Raw genomic sequence first — 17,470 nt, 5'->3', positions numbered from 1 at the left:
ACATCCAAGGAGTGGGCCGGCGTGAAAACCTTAGGCACGCGTATTTCGCGAACTCGTCAATTTTGCCACAATCAAACCAAAATCGCAATTTATGTTGCGATCAGGGGTTTTCTAACCCAGGCGCCGCTCAAGCGCCGTGAATAGCCGCTCGGCGACACCGTCGTGGTGCACCCCGTCGTGTTCAAACTCGTTGGTGACCCACGCATGTAGGCCACCCACGGAGCTAGCGGTCTCAAGTGAAAGCCCCGCGTCGACGTACATGTCGTCAAAGTAGACAGCAGCTTCGACCGGCACTTCGTTCGCAGCGAGTCGGGCAGCGTCATACAGCGAGATCGGCCACTGCCTCTCGGCAAGCTCGTGAACCGCAGCTCGAAAACCGCGCAACGCCCGCACTTCGTCAAACATCCACGGAAACGCCATCTCGCCCGTAAAAAGTAGCGGCCGACACTCCGCAGCAAACTCGGGTCGCTCTTCGAGCGCACGCTGCGCCGCCCAGGCGGTGGGGCCGGGCCCATAGATGCTCTCTTGCAGTGCCATGTAGAGCGGTGCCATCGCATGTGACGTCGCCGCTCCCACTGCCTCGATAAACGTGTCGCTCAGACGCGTTTCGGCGGCGTCACTGAACGCCTCATCGAACAGCCAGTGCACACGGTCGAAACCCGGTCCCATGCCGAAGTCACCGCCGAGTGCCTGTAGCCTGCGCACGGTGAGTAGGTCACCGTCGGGCAGGTACGTTTGCCCTTCAGCGAGCAGATCGGCCACGCGGCCAACACGATCGGCGAGGTGCGGCAGCTGCGCGGCAAAGGCCCTGTTCTTATCGGCTACGCGCGGAAACGTGCGGCGGTAGACCTCATCTGGGCACGGGTCGAGAGCTGGCAGCCCACCCGTGATCGCAGAAGCAACGAGCGCCTCGGGCGCGACCGTCAGGTAGTGCAGCGTCAAGAAGCCGCCATAGCTCTGCCCGAGGCTCCACCACTGCCGGCCCTCGTAGTGCGCGTGGCGAATCGCCTCAAAGTCGCGCACGATCGAGTCAGCCCTGTGCAAGGAAAGCCGCCGCGCCCCCTCGGCCGCGGGTAGCCGCGCAAATTCGCGGCCCGACAGCGGGGTCGAACGGCCCGTGCCGCGCTGATCCGGCACGATGACACGAAACCGCTTGAGCGCCGCGCCCAGCCACGCGGTGGGGGCGAGCGGCCGGGGGCCTTTGCCCCCGGGGCCGCCCTGCAGGTGCACGAGCAGCGGCAGATCTTCGCTGCGTTTCTCGGCGGCGACGAGCTCGCGCGCAAACACGCGAATCGTCTCGCCCTCGGGGTCGCGCCAGTCAAGCGGCACGGTCGTCCAGACGTCGCGGGCGACAATCTGCGTGCCGATGAAATACTCTGCGCCTCGCTGCGCGCGACCCCCGGGAGACATGGCCTAGCGCAGCCCCTTGCCCAGCATCTGCTGCAGCTTCGCGAGCTCCTCTTCGCTCGGTGCGGCAGCCGCGCCGCCCCCGCCGAGGCCAAAGCCAGCGCCAGCGGGCGCCGCGGCCGAAGCGGCCTCGAGACCTGCGGCCTGCTGTGCGCGCTTGGCCGGGTTACCCGACTGCTTCTTGCCCTTGCCCTTGGCCTGCTGCTTCTTCTTACCGCCGTGACCGCCCACGCCGGGCATCGGCCCCATGCCGGGAATCTGCGGCACGCCGCCCTTCGCGACGGTCTTCATCATCTTGGCCGCCTGCTCGAAGCGCTGCACGAGCTGGTTCACGTCGGTCACGGTCATGCCCGAGCCCTTCGCGATGCGCAGGCGGCGCGATCCGTTGAGCATCTTGGGGTTCGCGCGCTCGGCCTTCGTCATCGACTGAATGATCGCCTCAGTGTGTACGATCTCGCGCTCGTCGAAGTTGTCGAGCTGCTCCTTCATCTTGCCCATGCCGGGCAGCATGCCCATCATCTTCTTGATGGAGCCGGCCTTGCGCAGCTGCTGCATTTGACCGAGGAAGTCATCGAGCGTGAACGCGTCTTTCGCGATCTTCTCGGCGACCTTCATCGCCTCTTCTTCATCGAAGGCGCTCTGCGCCTGTTCGATGAGGGTGAGAATATCGCCGAGGTCAAGAATGCGGCTCGCCATGCGGTCGGGGTGGAACGGCTCGAAATCGCCCAGGCCCTCGCCCGTCGAGGCGAACAGAATGGGTCGGCCCGTCACGCTCCGGATCGATAGTGCGGCGCCGCCGCGCGCATCGCCGTCGAGCTTCGTGAGCACCACGCCTGTGAAATCGACGCCGTCTTGGAATGCCTTCGCTGTCGCGACTGCGTCTTGACCGATCATCGCATCGATAACGAACAGCACCTCGTCGGGGTTCGTCGCCTTGCGAATGTTCGACGCCTGCTTCATGAGCTCTTCGTCGACACCGAGACGACCGGCCGTATCGATGATCACGAAGTCGTGCTGCTTGGCCTTCGCTTCAGCGACGCCCGCCTTCGCAACCTTGACCGGGTCGCCTACTCCGTTGCCCGGCTCGGGGGCGTAAATGCCCACGCCCGCCTGTTCGGCGACAACGCCCAACTGGGTAACAGCGTTAGGGCGCTGCAGGTCACAGGCGACGAGCAGCGGGGTGTGCCCCTGACCCTTCAGCCACTTCGCAAGCTTACCCGCGAGGGTCGTCTTGCCTGCGCCCTGCAGGCCCGCGAGCATTATGACGGTGGGCGGGTTCTTCGCGAACTCGAGGCGACGCTGCTCGCCGCCGAGAATCTCAACGAGCTCCTCGTTGACGATCTGCACAACCTGCTGGGCGGGGTTAAGCGCCTGGTTGACCTCGTCACCGAGGGCGCGCTCGCGCACCTTGCCCGTGAACGCTTTAACGACGTCGAGCGCGACGTCGGCCTCGAGCAGAGCGCGACGAATCTCACGCACCGTGCTGTCAACGTCAGACGCCGACAGCTTGCCCTTCGAGCGAAGGTTCTTGAAAGTGTCGGTGAGCCGCGCAGAGAGGTTTCCGAAAGTAGCCATAGTGCTTCTGATTCTAGCGCTCTCGCGCACAAGACCGCTTACATGGCCGGAAGCACCTCCCGCTCCAGCCGAGCGTAGCTCTCTTCCATTCCCGCGAGCATGCCCTGTTTGAGCGCGGCCGCCCTGTGGGCAGCACTCGAATAGGTGATGACCAGAGTCAGCAGGGCTCCTCCCGAGTGGGAGCGAAGTGTCAGTTCGTTGTGTGCGCGCACCTGCTCATGGCCTATTTGGGCTTCGCTCGCGACTTCGCGATAGGGCGGTTCTGTTTCGAGTACGACTCCGGTGCTCCCGAAGACGCTACCCTCGGTCGGCCCGGTGCTCGGAGTCACCCGTTCCCACTCGTACCGGTAGGACTCTCCCACGCGCCTAGCGGTCTGGCAGGCCACCATCTTCCACTCGTCACCGCCGTGCATCCAGCCCCGCACAAGGTGCGCATCATGATGCGCTTGCCACACGTCCTCGGGAGACCCGTGAAGCACCCGGCAGATGCGCAGCTGCGCGGTGCCGAGCTCCTGGGCGGTAACGGGTTGACCGGCTGAAAAACTCGCTTCGTCTGTGACGATCTCGTCTATTTGTTCCATCGCAGACCGCATGTCCGCTTCGATTCCCATGTCGAGCAACTCTTCGAGCGCCTGGACGCTAGCGAACCGAGACCGCGTCACCAGTCGCGCGCCCGTGCTCGTCTCGGTGAATTCAAACCGCATGCGCACGGTTGGCAGGGCCGAGTTCGGTGTGCCGTCTTCGTGGGCAAACCCGTCTTCAACTTCAAACGCTACGGGCGCGTCGACCAAACGCCAGCGCCAATACCCCGCGCTTGCGTCGCCACGCTCGCTGGTCATCACGTAGCTCGAAAGCCCGCCCGCATACCCGTCGTGCCGGTAAAACACGGCTGGGAACTCGGGAGGTCCCCAAAACTTTTCAATCTGCCGTGGGTCGAGGTACGAATCCCAGAGCCTGCGTCTGTCGACCGGATAATCTGCTGTGACGGTCAGCGTCAACGCTTCCCGATCCAGGTCCACCTGTGAGATGGGCATGATGCGACCTCTCTGCCGTTGTGAGTGGACGCTACGCCATGCACCCCGGCCGCACCATGGGGGTGCGGCCGGCTACATGCAGGAGTACAATCACACGCCACTGCAGGCAGTCAGAATCGGGTTGGGCAGTACCGCTACCCGACGAGCTGCTGCGCAAACACGTGCGGTGTGAAGCCGGTCAGGTCACCGATGCCCTCGCCCTGGCCGACGAGCTTGATCGCGAGCCCCGTCTTCTGCTGCACCGACAACACAAAGCCACCCTTGGCAGACCCGTCGAGCTTAGTGAGCACGAGCCCGGTGACGCCAGCGTGCTCGATGAAAGCCTCGGCCTGCGCGAGACCATTCTGGCCGGTCGTCGCGTCGAGCACCAGTAGCACCTCGGCGACGGGCGCCAGCTTTTCGATCACGCGGCGCACCTTGCCGAGCTCGTCCATCAGGCCGCCCTTGGTCTGCAGCCGTCCCGCGGTGTCGATGATGGCGATGTCGTAGCTCTCATCGATCGCGCGCTGCACGGTCTGAAACGCGACCGACGCGGGGTCTTGCCCTTGTTGCTGCGGCTTCACAATGTCGACACCCGCCCGATCGGCCCAGGTGGCGAGCTGCTCGACGGCCGCGGCACGGAACGTGTCAGCGGCGCCCACGATGATCTTCTTGTCGAAGGCCGTGAGATACTTCGCGAACTTGCCGATCGTGGTCGTCTTGCCGACGCCGTTGACTCCCACTACGAGAATCACGGCGGGCCGGTCAGACAGCTTAAGCGTCGGATCGTACGCCGCCAGCTTCTCTTCGATCGCGTCGCGCAGCATGCGCCGCATCTCTTTTACCTCGGTGACACGGTGACGCTGCACGTCTTCGCGCACCTGGCCCAGAATCTCGTCGGTGACGTCTGGCCCGAAGTCGGCGGTGATGAGCGCCGTTTCGAGGTCGTCCCACGTCTCATCGGTGATGAGTTCGGGGCCGCTGAAGATGCCACGAAACGCTTTTGAAAAAGACCAGGATCGCTCTGCCATACCCTCGATCCTACCGGTGTAGGCGGCGCCACTTCTCCCCCGCGAGCCGCCACGGGAAGCCACAGAACTACCCGGCGCGTCGCCGCATCAAATTGCACCATGCCGACGAGTGTGGCGCGCAGGGCCCCGCGACTCCGCTATATTCACTGACAACCGACTGTGTGCGCCAATGCAGGCCACACAGTCGCAATCGCATTCGCAGCTCGATGGAAAACGACCAACGGAGGTCACGTGATCCTCACCCCGCACAGAAGCGGGGCGCCCATACGGCGCTTCATGCTTCTGCTCTGCATCGGTTTACTCGCCGTGTTTGGCCTCTCGTCCCTCGCAATGCCCCCGGCCCACGCCGTCACTTGCACGCCTGACGCGGCGACGGCCTGCATTCAGGGCATCATCAAAACGAGCGACGGTGACCCGGCGCCCGGCGTCGGGCTCGAACTGAACGACGGTGAGCAGCAGGTTGCCACCGACGAGGCCGGGCGCTGGGCGTTCTCGGTTGACGCCGACGGCGAGTACACCGTCACTCTCGATACGGGCACGCTGCCCGACGGCCAGTTCGCCAAGGGCGCTGACAGCCGCACGCTCACCGCGAAGCTGTACACCTCGTCGAGCGCACTGTTTCCGTTGACCGACGACGAGAGCGCGGCCGCGCCCGCACCCGGCAGCGGCGGCACGAGCGGCACGAGCGGCACAGGCACGGACACCGGGAGCACCCAAAAGCCGGCCAACACCAACCAGTCAGGCGGCGACGGGGCAAGCGCCAACCAGACCGCCACCGAGGCGAGCGGTGCGGGCTTCTCGTGGCCGAGGTTCTGGCAGCAGTCGGCGTCTGGCCTGCGCATGGGACTCTTGCTGTCGCTTGCGGCCGTCGGCCTCTCCCTCGTCTACGGCACGACGGGCATGACGAACTTCGCGCACGCCGAGATGATGTCGATGGGCGGCATTCTCGCGTTCCTCTTCATGGGCCTCACAGGCAACATCTGGCTCGCCGGCGGCATCTCGTTCGTGCTACTCGCCGCCTTCGGTTGGGTGCAAGACGCGGGGCTGTGGAAGCCGCTGCGCAAGAAGCGGCTCAGCCTCATGCAGCTGATGATCGTTTCGATCGGTCTGTCGATTGTGCTGCAGAACGTGTTTCAGTTCTTCTTTGGCGCGAACATTCTGCGCATCGACCCGAGCACCCCGAAGACCGTCACGCTCCTCGGGGTCACCCTTACGGTGCAGTCGTACGTGGCGATGGCGATCGCACTCGTCGCGATCATCGGGGTGGGGCTCGCGCTCAAGTACACGCGGTTTGGCCGCGCCACCCGCGCCGTGTCAGACAATCCAGCCCTCGCCGAGGCGTCGGGTATCAACGTCGACCAGGTGATTCGCGTCGTGTGGGTGGCAAGCTCGGCCCTCGCGGGTCTCTCGGGTGTGCTGCTCGGGCTCGTACTCAACGGCATCTCGTGGAACACCGGCTGGCACTACCTGCTGCTGTTGTTTGCGGCCGTCGTGCTCGGCGGCATTGGCACCGCGTTTGGCGCGATCATCGGCTCGATGATCATCGGCTACATCATCGAGGTCGCAAACATTTGGCTGCCGGGCGATCTGAAGCAGGCTGCCGCTCTCTTCATTCTTATCGTTGTGCTGCTGGTGCGCCCGCAGGGCATCTTCGGCCGTAAAGAACGCATCGGTTAGGGGCCATCATGGAATTTCTCTCAAGCCTTCTCGAGTCGATGCTGCAGACCGCGATCAGCCCGGTCACGGCAGCGTTCGTGATCGCCGCGATCGGTCTCAACATTCACTTCGGTTTCACCGGGCTCATGAACATGGGGCAGGCCGGCTTCATGCTGCTGGGCGGTTACGGCTTCGTCATCTCGGTGATGAGCGGGCTCGGCTTCTTTCCGGCCCTCATCATCTCGATGCTCGCCTCGGCACTCTTCGCGCTGCTGCTCGGGATCCCCACGCTCAAGCTGCGCGGCGACTACCTCGCCATCGTCACGATCGGGGCGGCAGAAATTGTGCGCATGGTCGCTCGTCTCGCGAACCTTTCACCGATCACGGGCGGGCCGAGCGGCATTCAGAGCCCCAACTTTCGGGTGGAGCTGAACGCCCTCTCGCCGCTGCCCGAGGGCCGCACCACGATTCTCGGCCTCGAATACGTCAACACGGGTGTTGACGACTGGTGGTCACGCATCGTCGCTTGGGGGCTCGTCGCCCTTTTCATCCTCATCACCTGGCTGCTCATGCGCAGTCCCTGGGGCCGGGTACTCAAGGGTATTCGCGAAGACGAAGACGCGGTGCGCTCGCTCGGTAAGAGCACGTTCTCGTACAAGATGCAGGCGCTCATGATCGGCGGTGTCATGGGCGGCTTCGGCGGCATCATCATGGTGCTCCCCTCGGCCATCAACCCCGACGGCATGGGGCGCGCGACCACGTTCAACCTGTGGATGATCATGCTGCTCGGCGGCGCGGCCACCATTCTTGGCCCGCTGCTCGGCTCGATCCTGTTCTTCGTGGTGCGTCTCGTGATCTCAGCCACCATGACCGAGTTTGTGCCGGCGAGCGTGTTCAACGCGCAGCAGACCGAGATCGTGTCGTGGATCCTCATCGGCGCGATGCTCATGCTGCTCGTCATATTCAGACCCCAGGGCATACTCGGTAACAAAAAGGAGCTGTCGTTCAATGTCTAGAAGCTCTCGCACGGTAAGCCCGACGGGGCTCGCATACCCGAGCGACCGCGAGGCCCTGCGGGCCCAGCTGCGCACGCTCGATCAGACCCCCGGTGTCGCGAAGCCGGATCCGATTCTCACTGTCGACAACATCGAACGGCGCTTCGGGGGCATGACCGCGGTCGATGTCGACCACCTGCAGGTGCAGCGCGGCGCGATCACCGCGCTGATCGGCCCAAACGGTGCCGGCAAGACGACGTTCTTCAACCTGCTGACCGGTTTCGATCACCCGACGAATGCTGCGCCGCTCGTGGGCAGCAGCGACGGCAAGGCGAAGTGGTCGTTTGAGGGGCGGCCGCTCGGCCGCACGAATGCGACCCGGGTGGCGCGCGCGGGCATGATCCGGACCTTCCAATTAACGAAGGCCCTGGACCGGATGACGGTCCTTGAAAACATGCTCATTGGCGCGAATGACCAGCCGGGCGAGAACCTGTTCGTAGGGCTCGTGAAGCCGCTGTGGGCGAAGCGCGAGCGCGAGAACGTCGAGCGCGCCGAGGAGCTTTTGCGCCGGTTTAAGCTCGATGCGAAGCGTGACGACATGGCGGGCGGGCTCTCGGGCGGGCAGAAGAAGCTGCTCGAGATGGCGCGCGCGCTCATGACGAACCCATCGATGATTATGCTCGATGAGCCGATGGCGGGCGTGAACCCGGCGCTCACGCAGAGTCTGCTCGATCACATTCAGATGCTACGCGACGAGGGTACGACCGTGCTGTTTGTGGAGCACGACATGCACATGGTGCGCCACATTTCTGACTGGGTGATCGTGATGGCGCAGGGCCGCATTATCGCCGAGGGGCTGCCCGAGGAGGTCATGACGAGCCCGGCCGTGGTCGACGCCTACCTGGGCGCGCACCACGATCGTGACTTGGGCGATGATGACGTGCTCACGACGGGCGTGATTCGCGCGATCGCGAGCGAGGCGGCCGAAGAGCTGGCACAAGAGATTTCAGAGGAGACGCGATGAGCGAGCAAGCTGGCGTGCACGTGCCAGGACCCGGGCCAGATTCCGGGCCAGATTCCGTGGACATTGTGATGCGGGCAGAGAACCTCGATGCGGGGTATCTGCCGGGCATCAACATTTTGAACGACTGCTCGCTCGAGGCACGCCGGGGCGAACTAGTGGGCATTATCGGGCCGAACGGTGCGGGCAAGTCGACGCTCTTGAAGTCGCTGTTTGGGCTCGTGAATATTCGAAGTGGCCGGGTCGTGTTGAACGGCGAGGACGTGACGGGCCTCAAGACGAACGAGCTGGTGCGAGCGGGCGTCGGGTTTGTGCCGCAGACGAACAACGTGTTTCCGTCACTGTCGATCGAAGAGAACCTGCAGATGGGGCTGTTTTTGAAGCCGAAGCAGTTTGCGCGCCGCGTCGAAGAGATGTGGGAGCTGTTTCCCATGCTCGCCGAACGCCAGAAGCAGCTCGCGGGGTCGCTATCGGGCGGCGAACGGCAGTCGGTCGCGATGGCGCGGGCGCTCATGATGAACCCGAGTGTGCTGCTGCTTGACGAGCCGAGCGCCGGGCTCTCCCCCGTACGCCAGGACGAGACGTTTATTCGCACGCGGCAGATCAACAAGACCGGCGTGACGATCATTATGGTGGAGCAGAATGCACGCCGCTGCCTGCAGATCTGTGACCGCGCCTACGTGCTCGACCACGGCACGAACGCCTACGAGGGGCCGGGGCGCGAACTCGCGAACGACCCGCGCGTGATCGAACTGTATCTCGGCACACTCGCACAAGACGTGGAGCAGAAGGCGGCCGCCGCGAAGCCGGCTGAGCCGGCCTAGGCGGCCTAGGCGGCCGAGCCGGAGGCAGATACAGCGACTTCGCCTTGGAGCTGTTAGCTAAAGCGGGTCTGCCCTGGGTGAAGGGCGCGTTACGGGCTGAAACGCGATGGCCCGAGGCAGGTCTCGTGTGACAGTTTCGTGCAGAAATGAGCTTCGGACAATGGCCAGAGTCGCGGCGGGTATACGCATTTCGTCGGCCGCGTCGCTAAAATTATTCGCTATTGCAACTCTGAGCTCGTCTACAATGTTTGAAGCTGCCGGTCGACTTAGCCCGTAGAAGGCCGACTGCCTTATCAAAGCAGCCAGACTCGCCAGCTTCTCTCCGTCTTTTCCATATGCCAGCGTCTGAGTCACCTCGGCCCCCTCGCGGCGCGCAGCGGGGGCAAGATCATACGCCGGGGTCAACTCCAGTGTTGAGCCGTCCCAAAATGCTGCATGATTACGAAGGTGATCGTCGTTGTTGGAGATTGCCATATTGAAAGCTACGCGTTTAAAGAGCTCTGGGCCGACCAACTCGGGTTGGGACGCGAGCCTGGCAACCTTTTCCACCAGTTCAGGATAAGTGCCAAAGCGTGCTGAGAGTTCGTCTTTGCCACTGATCGTGAGCGCGGACACGACAAGACGTCGAGCACCTTGGACACGATCAAATCTTTCTGAAATCAGCGCGTAGCGACCCTGAATGTTTCGCGCCTGCACTGGAGCCGTGGACACCCCGGCATAGTGGGCAAGTTTCGACGCCAATGCTTCAGCTTCGACGGCGGGGAACACGTCTGTCGTGACACTAAATTTCACCAGAGATGGTGTGCCGGCAACGGCAACGAGTGATTTAGGACGAGCACCGCCGATACCTGTACCCGACAAAATTGCATCGTGCAAGGCTGGTGGGAGCGACTCACCCTGAGACACCAGCTCAGCTACACGCTGCAAGTCGGTCAACGGAGCACCGCCACCGCGCGGAACATATGTAGCCGGTGATCGCTGAAAATCCAGAGCGCCAATCCGATCTGAATCTGACTCAATCAGATACGTGAATTCAGATAGGTCCGCCGTCTCTGCAGCGTCGCCCCGGCTTCCCGTCAGGCGGTTCAATATGACTCGTCGCCCCCAAGCGTCTGGGGCGGCATCCCGGATGGCACTTGGCAGCGACATGGTGCCGGTCGGCTCGTAAGTACGATCTCCCAGTGGCAAAGTGGGGGCTAAGCTAATCGCATTTGGACGCTCCAGATACCTGGTGCCGTACGCGAACCGCAGGTCCCCGCTCGCCCCAGGAGACAGCACCCCCGCTGGGACTGGAGATACTTCACCTGGGAGCCATGTCCAAACAAATAGATTAGAAGTCTCGAAGGTCACGGGACACCTCTGATTGTGCGGCTACTCGTTTGGGAATGAGCGCGATCTTTTCTTCGCCCCGAAACCGCATTCGGGCCAGCTCTACGGGGTCCTCCTCTTGAAATAGCGGCACGCCAGCAGCCAGCGCTGCGTTGATCACGTTGCCAACTGCGACGGACGGATGTCCCCGCTCAATCATAGAAATCGTGCGTTCCGATGCACCGCAGACTGCTCCCAAGTGCTTCTGCGTCCATCCTCGCTCGACTCGCGCAATCCTGACCTGCTGGCCGAGCACTTCAAGGACATCTTGGGCACTTCCACGCACTTCAACCTTTTCTCGCGCCATCCTCAATACCTTCCTGTTAACTTATGATAACAGGATAGTAATGAGGGTCATCCTGTAAAAGTGCAAACGCGAAGAGCCTCCACGGCATGAATTACTTTTACCGTGGAGGCTCTTCGCCATGTTGGTGTTACCCGAGGGGCTGTGAGATTAGCCCTCGATCTCGCCCACCGCTTCGGGCTCGTTCTTATCGTTGTACTTGTAGATGCCGATCAGCGCGGTCGACGGTTCATTGTCGTCGTTCAGCGGGCCACCGCCAGCCTTACCGAGGTAGTGGATGTCCTTACCGTCGGCCAGCAGGTCAGAGCACGCCTTGAACGTGTCGCACTCTTCGCCACCGTCGGTGCCCGAGACAGCGTGCAGGTTCGCCACGATCGTGTCGGTGTCGGCCGAGCCGCCCTTCTGCGCGGCGAGCGCGACGAGCATCACTGCGTCGTACGACTCGGGCGCGAAGTTGAGGCTCTTCGACGCGTCTGACGAGGCCGCGACGAGTGCCTTCTCGAACGCCTCGTCGACGGTACGGCCGGGGGTGGTGCCCTGTGCACCCTCGAGCAGACCGTCGTCGAACTCGGGGTACGGCACCGTGTTGCCGTCGACTAGGTACAGCTTCGACAGGTCGAAGCCCTGCGCCGCGAGCTCTGGGATCGCCTGCTTGGCTTCAACGTAGCTGACCATGGCAACAGCGTCGGGCTTGGTGGCAAGCGCCGCGGTCACCTCAGACGAGAACGTGGTCTGCGCTTCGGGGAACTCTTCGCCCGCACCGGTCGCACCGTAGGTGACCTCGCCGCCCGCTTCTTCGAGCGTCGTCTGCAGGTTGTCGCGCAGGCCCTTGCCGTAGTCGTTGTTCTGCGTGAGCACCGCCACCTTCGCGTTGCCGTCCTGCAGAATCAGGTTGCCGAGTGCACGGCCCTGAATAATGTCGGAGGCGATGGTGCGAAAGTACAGGTCGTTAATGCCTGCGAGCGCGATGCCCGTGTTCGACGGGGAACCCATCAAAATGCCCGCCTCGGTGACCTTCGGCATCGCGGCGTTCGTGTTACCGGTACCCATGGCTCCGAGCACAAACGCCGGGTCGGCCTTGATGATCTCGTTGATGCTCTTGTCCATGATCGTGGGATCAGTGGGGTCGTGCTCGTTGGCCTCGACAACCACTTCGACGGGGTTACCAAGCACGCCGCCGGCGTCGTTGATCTCTGACACGGCGAGCTTCACTGCGGCCTGCGGGCCGTAGATCAGGTGCTCGAGCGAGCCGGTCTGCGGCAGCAGCGTTCCGATGCGCAGCGCGTCGACCGACTCTGCGGCGGTCGTGTCTGTCCCAGCGTCACCCTTGTCTGCAGGAGCACCACCGCTCGAGCACGCAGAGAGCATGAGCGCGGCACCCGCCATCAGGGCAAGGGCACCGGCTGCTTTGTTGGAGTAAACCTTCATTGGCAACTGCCTTTCATCATTGAAACGCTCCCAAAGCTGCGGAGCTTGTCGATGAGCCTACTGGGCGGCGCATCAATTACGTGAACACGCCTCGCCGTCAGAGATGAATTCGTTAGATTCCACCCGTCGCACAACATCAATTGCAGAAAGAATGCAAGGCTAATAGCATTAGCCTTATGAATTCTTCTCGCCTCCTTTGGGTCGCTCTTGCCGTCGCGCTGCTCATCGCCAGCGTGTCACTGTGCGTCCACCTCGGCTGGGGCACCGCCGGCATCATTGCGGTGGCCGCGGTTGCGCCCGACCTGGCGCTCATCGGCGCGTTCGCGGGTGGTGGCCGCCTGCGCCCAGAACGCGTTCGCTTCTACAACCTGATGCACTCCGCCAGCCTGGCCAGCGCCACCCTCACTGCCGGCGCAGTGTTAGCCCTGTTGACACCGCAGCGATGGCTGCTACTTGTGGGCCTGGCATGGCTCACCCACATTGCGGTTGACCGCGCATGCGGGTACGGGCCACGCGAGGCTGACGGGACGATACGCCGAACCGTACATAGAAGCGAGGTCCCGGCGTGAGCCCGCGGCGTGAGGCCCTGCTCGCACAGGCCGAAAAAGTGCTCGAATCGCAGGGGCTCGAAGAGTTCAGTCTCGGGGCGGTCGCGCGCGCTGCGGGCATTCGTACACCGAGCCTGTACAAGCACTTTGCGGGCCTCGCCGATCTCGAGCACGCCCTCATCTCGCGCGCGTTCTTTCACCTGGCGGCCGCGCTTGATGACGCCACAACCCGCGAAACAGCCGGCGAACCAGGCGGCGAACCAGAGCCAGACCTGATCGCCAAGTTCGCGCAGGCCTATCGTGCATACGCAGCTGCACACCCGCAGCTCTACCGGCTCATGACCGAGCGCTCCCTCGACCGCGACCTCCTCGAGGCCGGAGCCGAAGCGGCGGCGATGAGCGCACTGCTCAAGTTTTTCGGCGAGTCCCATGCGTCACACGATCGCGCACGCGCGGCTTGGGCAGCCGCCCACGGGCTCGTGTCGCTCGAACTCGCCGGCCGATTTCCACCCGGCACCGACCTCGACGCTGCCTGGGCCGTCTACACCTCGGCGTTTACGCGCTGACCCACCACCTGCGAAATGCCGTCTTGCCGCATCGACACCCCGTAGAGCGCGTCGGCGATCTCCATCGTGCGCTTCTGATGCGTGATGATGATCAGCTGCGAGTTCTCACGTAGCCGCTCAAACACCTGCAACAGCCGCCCCAGGTTCGCATCATCGAGCGCCGCCTCGACCTCGTCGACGATGTAGAACGGGCTCGGCCTGGCCTGAAAGATCGCCATCAGCCACGCAACCGCTGCGAGCGACCTTTCACCGCCCGACAACAGCGACATACGTTCCACCTTCTTGCCCGCGGGCCGCACCGCAATATCGATGCCGGTCGTGAGCAGATCCTCGGGGTCGGTGAGCGCAATCTCACCGGCGCCTCCCGGAAACAGGATCGGAAACACCTCACCAAACGCCGCCCGCGTATCCTCGAACGCCGCGGCAAAAATGCCCTGCATCTTTTCGTCCAGGTCGCTGATGATCGCGAGCAGGTCGGCGCGCGTCTTGGTGAGATCATGCAGCTGATCTGACAAGAACCGGTGCCGCTGCTCGAGCGCCGCGAACTCCTCGAGCGCGAGCGGGTTAATGCGCCCGAGGCGCGCGAGTTTCTTCTCTGCGGCCGCGAGCCGCTGCTCCTGCTCCGCGCGCACGTACGGCGCCCCAGCGATCTGGGTTTCAGCTCCGGATCTCGGCTGCGCCTCCCCCGCACCGCCCGGGCTGCCCGCGCCGGGCGCGCTGACCCCCAGCTCGCGGGCGAGATCTGCCTCAAGCTGACTCGCGAACGCTGCGGGCTCCGCGGGCTCCTGCTCCTCAGTGTTGCCTTCGAGTTCAGCGTCGCTTTCGAGCGCCGTAGGAATCAACTGATCGGGCCCGTACTCTGCGAGCAGCACCCCCTCCGCGAGGCCCAGCTCGTTCGACGCGCGCTCGAGCAGCGACGCGAGGTGCAGCTTACGCTCGTAACTCTTCAGCTCGGCGCTGTGAGCGTGCTCGGTCAGGCTCGCGAGCTTGGTGCGCAGCGCCGTCTCTTCGGTGCGCAGCTGCACAAGCTCGCTGCTGCGGCTCGCGCGTGCAGCCTCGGCTTGCTGCTGCTCGGTGCGGGCTTCGGCGAGCGACAGGTCGCACGCTTCGATCACGGCGGGCAGGGCGCGGGCGACGCGCTCAGCGCGCTCCACCTGACGGCGGCGCAGCACCTCGCGCCTCGCCGATTCATCGGCCGCGCGGCGCTCTGCCTCCAGCTGAATCGTCAGGTCGCGTTCGCGGGCCTGGGCCGCGCGCACACGCTCACGCGCGGTTTCGAGCGCGAGCCGGTGTTCGAGCTCGCTGGCACGGGCACTCTCGAGCTCAGCCGATTGGGCGTCACGAGCGGTAACGTCGAGGAGCGGGCGCGGGGTGCTCGCGGCGTCCTCGAGGGTGCGCTCGGCTTCTTCGAGAGCTTCGGCCGCCTGCGCAGCATCGGCCTGCACCTGTTCTGCCTGCTGCGCGGTGCGCTCAGCCTCGGCGTGGGTCACCTCGGCGCGCACGGCAAGCTGGTTACGCTCTTTCGCGTGCTCCGCCGCACGGGCATCTGCCTCGCGCATGCGGCTGTAGGCGGCGTGGAGATCTTTCTTGGCCCGCTGCGCAGCTTCGCGCAGCGCGGCGAGTGTCTCAGTCTGAGCCTGCGCCTGCCCCTGCACCGCTTCGAGCTCAGTACGAGCTTTATCAAGTTCTGCAGCTGTCTCGATGCTCGTGGTAGTGACCCCCGCACCGCCCGAGAGTGTGTGGCGAGTCAGCACTTCACCCGCGGGGGTGACGACAGTGAAGCCGGAGCCCGGGCCCTGCCTCGTTGCGAGCGCCCGCACCACAGCCTCGGCATGAGCAAGGTCGGTCGCGGCGTAGCTGCCGACCAGCAGGGCGCGCACCCCCACTGGGGCGGCTTCGAGTACGCCGGTGAGCGGGGTCGCGCCGGCAGCCGTCGCGGCGGTATCGAGTAGAGCGGTGTCGAGTACAGCAGTCTCGATTTCAGCACCGCCCACGACCGTGCGCACCGTGCCCAGGTCGGCCGTGCGGGCACGCTCGATCGTGGCCACCGCGTCCTCGCGCGATCCTGCCAGGAGTGCGTCGACGTGAGCCCCGAGCGCAGCGCCCACCGCGGCTTCAAACCCGGCGCGCACGCGCACGTGATCTGAGACGCGGCCGTCGATGCCGGCGAGCTCGACCGAGAGAAGCTCGCTCGATGCGTCGCGGGCTGACAAGAGCCCTGCGAGTGCGCCCACGCGCGCTTCGAGGCCTGAGCGGCGCTGCTCGAGCGCGTGCAACGCATCACGTGCTTCATCGCGCAGCCGCTCGGCCGAAGCCTGCGCCTCTTGCGCCGCCCGATGTGCCTGTTCGAGTTCGTCGGCGCTGGGGAGCCGAGGCGTTTCGCCCTCGACAGCGTCAGCGCCAGCGTCAGCGCCAGCGCCAGCGCCAGCGCCATGCGCAAATGCGTCGAGCTCCCGCTGCGCCGCGAGCGCCCGCTCGTTTGCCTGTGCGAGCGCGTGGGTGCGCCGGGTGAGCTCCTGCGCGAGCGCCTGCTGGCGCTGCTGCGCGGCGTCGACGCGCCCGCGCAGCTGTGACAGCGCCAGGTCGTGCTGCGACACGAGCGCGCTCTGTTCGTGCAGTTGCTCGTCGAGCGCGTCAAGCGCCGCCTTTGCTTTCAGCGACACCGACTGAGCGGCGCGCCACGCCTGCTCTGCCACGGGCACGAGTTGCGCCAGGCGCGCACTCTCTGCGGCCGCCTCATCGACGGCGCTGCGCGAGATGCGCCCTGATTGATCCGGAGCTTCAGCCTGCGACGCCAAGAACGTGAGCCGCTGCTGAGCCTGGGTGAAGAGCCCGCGCAGTTGCTGCTGCACACCCTCGAGCGCGATCGTGACGCGGCGCGCGTCGTCGAGCGCGTCACCGAGCTGCGCCTGCTCAAGCTGCGCCATGCGCTGCTGCTTCTGATCGTGCTGCGCCTCGAGCACGAGGCGCTCGGCGTGCCGCTCGTGCTCGTTGTGCGCGAGCTCGCCCAGCTCGCCGCGCAGCCGGGCGACATCGTCGGCGAGCAGCCTCGCCTTCGCATCGCGCACCTCGGCCGCGATGCTCTGGGCGGCGCGCGCGACCTCGGCTTGCCGGCCCAGCGGCTTCAGCTGGCGCCGGATCTCGCCCGCGAGATCCTGCAGCCGCGTGAGGTTCACCTCCATCGCGTCGAGCTTGCGCAGCGTGCGCTCCTTGCGGCGCCGGTGCTTGAGAATTCCGGCGGCCTCTTCGATAAAGCCGCGCCGGTCTTCGGGGGTCGCGCGCAGCACCGCGTCGAGCTGCCCCTGGCCGACGATCACGTGCATCTCACGGCCGAGCCCCGAGTCGCTCAAGAGCTCTTGCACATCGAGCAGCCGGCACCCCTCACCGTTAATCGCGTACTCGCTGGCGCCGCTGCGAAACAGGGTGCGGCTGATCGTCACCTCGCTGTACTCGATCGGTAGCGCGCCGTCTGAGTTGTCGATCGTGAGCTTCACCTCGGCGCGGCCGAGCGGGCCGCGCGAGGCGGTGCCCGCGAAGATCACGTCCTCCATCTTGCCGCCGCGCAGCGTCTTCGCGCCCTGCTCGCCCATCACCCAGGCGAGCGCGTCGACCACGTTCGATTTACCCGACCCGTTGGGGCCGACGATCGCGGTGACGCCCGGCTCAAACTGAAACGTGGTGGGGCGCGCGAACGACTTGAAGCCCTTGATCGTGAGACTCTTGAGGTGCACTCG

At 64.7% G+C, this 17,470-nt stretch carries 14 protein-coding genes and 1 pseudogene; 6 read left to right on the top strand and 9 right to left on the bottom strand.

Annotated elements, in window-relative coordinates; translation table 11 throughout:
- Positions 1-111 precede the first annotated feature (111 nt).
- The 4 genes from ACXR2T_RS13285 to ftsY form a co-directional block, all read right to left on the bottom strand.
- Positions 112-1,410, bottom strand: coding sequence for an alpha/beta fold hydrolase (locus ACXR2T_RS13285; RefSeq protein WP_458839616.1), 1,299 nt, complete (start codon positions 1,408-1,410; stop codon positions 112-114).
- Between the two features lie 3 nt (positions 1,411-1,413).
- The gene (ffh, locus tag ACXR2T_RS13280; RefSeq protein ID WP_458816328.1) at positions 1,414-2,982 is read right to left on the bottom strand and encodes a signal recognition particle protein; all 1,569 of its coding nucleotides are present in this window, start codon (positions 2,980-2,982) and stop codon (positions 1,414-1,416) included.
- A 38-nt stretch (positions 2,983-3,020) separates the two neighbouring features.
- On the bottom strand, positions 3,021-4,016 hold the full coding sequence (locus ACXR2T_RS13275; protein WP_458816326.1) for an SRPBCC family protein: 996 nt from the start codon (positions 4,014-4,016) through the stop codon (positions 3,021-3,023).
- 134 nt (positions 4,017-4,150) lie between these two features.
- Positions 4,151-5,026, bottom strand: a complete 876-nt coding sequence (ftsY, locus tag ACXR2T_RS13270) for a signal recognition particle-docking protein FtsY (protein ID WP_458816324.1) — start codon at positions 5,024-5,026, stop codon at positions 4,151-4,153.
- Between the two features lie 276 nt (positions 5,027-5,302).
- On the opposite strand from ftsY, the gene ACXR2T_RS13265 reads away from it, so the two are divergent.
- Genes ACXR2T_RS13265 through ACXR2T_RS13250 form a run of 4 tightly spaced genes read left to right on the top strand, consistent with a single transcriptional unit; the run spans position 5,303 to position 9,522 of the window.
- On the top strand, positions 5,303-6,703 hold the full coding sequence (locus ACXR2T_RS13265) for a branched-chain amino acid ABC transporter permease (RefSeq protein ID WP_458816322.1): 1,401 nt from the start codon (positions 5,303-5,305) through the stop codon (positions 6,701-6,703).
- A gap of 8 nt (positions 6,704-6,711) precedes the next feature.
- Positions 6,712-7,698: a branched-chain amino acid ABC transporter permease gene (locus ACXR2T_RS13260; protein ID WP_458816320.1), complete on the top strand. Its 987-nt coding sequence runs from the start codon at positions 6,712-6,714 to the stop codon at positions 7,696-7,698.
- Positions 7,691-8,701: an ABC transporter ATP-binding protein gene (locus ACXR2T_RS13255; RefSeq protein ID WP_458816318.1), complete on the top strand. Its 1,011-nt coding sequence runs from the start codon at positions 7,691-7,693 to the stop codon at positions 8,699-8,701. The genes ACXR2T_RS13260 and ACXR2T_RS13255 overlap by 8 nt, the downstream gene beginning before the upstream one ends.
- Complete coding sequence (locus ACXR2T_RS13250; protein ID WP_458816316.1) at positions 8,698-9,522, top strand: ABC transporter ATP-binding protein; 825 nt, start codon at positions 8,698-8,700, stop codon at positions 9,520-9,522. Before ACXR2T_RS13255 ends, ACXR2T_RS13250 begins: the two co-directional genes overlap by 4 nt.
- 57 nt (positions 9,523-9,579) lie before the next feature.
- On the opposite strand, the gene ACXR2T_RS13245 is transcribed toward ACXR2T_RS13250, so the two are convergent.
- From ACXR2T_RS13245 to ACXR2T_RS13230, 4 genes and pseudogenes are all read right to left on the bottom strand, one after another.
- On the bottom strand, positions 9,580-10,458 hold the full coding sequence (locus ACXR2T_RS13245) for a type II toxin-antitoxin system HipA family toxin (protein WP_458816348.1): 879 nt from the start codon (positions 10,456-10,458) through the stop codon (positions 9,580-9,582).
- Between the two features lie 57 nt (positions 10,459-10,515).
- A pseudogene (locus tag ACXR2T_RS13240) lies at positions 10,516-10,800 on the bottom strand (HipA N-terminal domain-containing protein); the annotation flags it as partial.
- A gap of 52 nt (positions 10,801-10,852) precedes the next feature.
- Entirely contained in the window at positions 10,853-11,197 is a 345-nt protein-coding gene (locus ACXR2T_RS13235) for a helix-turn-helix transcriptional regulator (protein WP_458839618.1), read from the bottom strand.
- A gap of 147 nt (positions 11,198-11,344) precedes the next feature.
- Entirely contained in the window at positions 11,345-12,622 is a 1,278-nt protein-coding gene (locus ACXR2T_RS13230; protein ID WP_458816312.1) for an ABC transporter substrate-binding protein, read from the bottom strand.
- Between the two features lie 176 nt (positions 12,623-12,798).
- Here ACXR2T_RS13230 and ACXR2T_RS13225 point away from each other — a divergent pair, with 176 nt between their 5' ends.
- Positions 12,799-13,191: a DUF4260 family protein gene (locus tag ACXR2T_RS13225; RefSeq protein ID WP_458816310.1), complete on the top strand. Its 393-nt coding sequence runs from the start codon at positions 12,799-12,801 to the stop codon at positions 13,189-13,191.
- Positions 13,188-13,736: a TetR/AcrR family transcriptional regulator gene (locus ACXR2T_RS13220; protein ID WP_458839620.1), complete on the top strand. Its 549-nt coding sequence runs from the start codon at positions 13,188-13,190 to the stop codon at positions 13,734-13,736. The genes ACXR2T_RS13225 and ACXR2T_RS13220 overlap by 4 nt, the downstream gene beginning before the upstream one ends.
- On the opposite strand, the gene smc is transcribed toward ACXR2T_RS13220, so the two are convergent.
- Entirely contained in the window at positions 13,712-17,467 is a 3,756-nt protein-coding gene (gene smc, locus ACXR2T_RS13215; RefSeq protein ID WP_458839622.1) for a chromosome segregation protein SMC, read from the bottom strand. The genes ACXR2T_RS13220 and smc overlap by 25 nt on opposite strands.
- Between the last annotated feature and the right edge of the window lie 3 nt (positions 17,468-17,470).

The organism is Leucobacter faecis, from assembly GCF_054456635.2.
The sequence above is the reverse complement of the archived record's forward strand: the minus strand, read 5'-3'. Positions and strand labels throughout refer to the sequence as shown.

Bases quoted from the DNA above. Each gene is read 5' to 3' on its own strand.
- ACXR2T_RS13285 (WP_458839616.1), bottom strand. From the start codon at position 1,410: ATGTCTCCCGGGGGTCGCGCGCAGCGAGGCGCAGAGTATTTCATCGGC.
- ffh (WP_458816328.1), bottom strand. From the start codon at position 2,982: ATGGCTACTTTCGGAAACCTCTCTGCGCGGCTCACCGACACTTTCAAG.
- ACXR2T_RS13275 (WP_458816326.1), bottom strand. From the start codon at position 4,016: ATGCCCATCTCACAGGTGGACCTGGATCGGGAAGCGTTGACGCTGACC.
- ftsY (WP_458816324.1), bottom strand. From the start codon at position 5,026: ATGGCAGAGCGATCCTGGTCTTTTTCAAAAGCGTTTCGTGGCATCTTC.
- ACXR2T_RS13265 (WP_458816322.1), top strand. From the start codon at position 5,303: ATGCTTCTGCTCTGCATCGGTTTACTCGCCGTGTTTGGCCTCTCGTCC.
- ACXR2T_RS13260 (WP_458816320.1), top strand. From the start codon at position 6,712: ATGGAATTTCTCTCAAGCCTTCTCGAGTCGATGCTGCAGACCGCGATC.
- ACXR2T_RS13255 (WP_458816318.1), top strand. From the start codon at position 7,691: ATGTCTAGAAGCTCTCGCACGGTAAGCCCGACGGGGCTCGCATACCCG.
- ACXR2T_RS13250 (WP_458816316.1), top strand. From the start codon at position 8,698: ATGAGCGAGCAAGCTGGCGTGCACGTGCCAGGACCCGGGCCAGATTCC.
- ACXR2T_RS13235 (WP_458839618.1), bottom strand. From the start codon at position 11,197: ATGGCGCGAGAAAAGGTTGAAGTGCGTGGAAGTGCCCAAGATGTCCTT.
- ACXR2T_RS13230 (WP_458816312.1), bottom strand. From the start codon at position 12,622: ATGAAGGTTTACTCCAACAAAGCAGCCGGTGCCCTTGCCCTGATGGCG.
- ACXR2T_RS13225 (WP_458816310.1), top strand. From the start codon at position 12,799: ATGAATTCTTCTCGCCTCCTTTGGGTCGCTCTTGCCGTCGCGCTGCTC.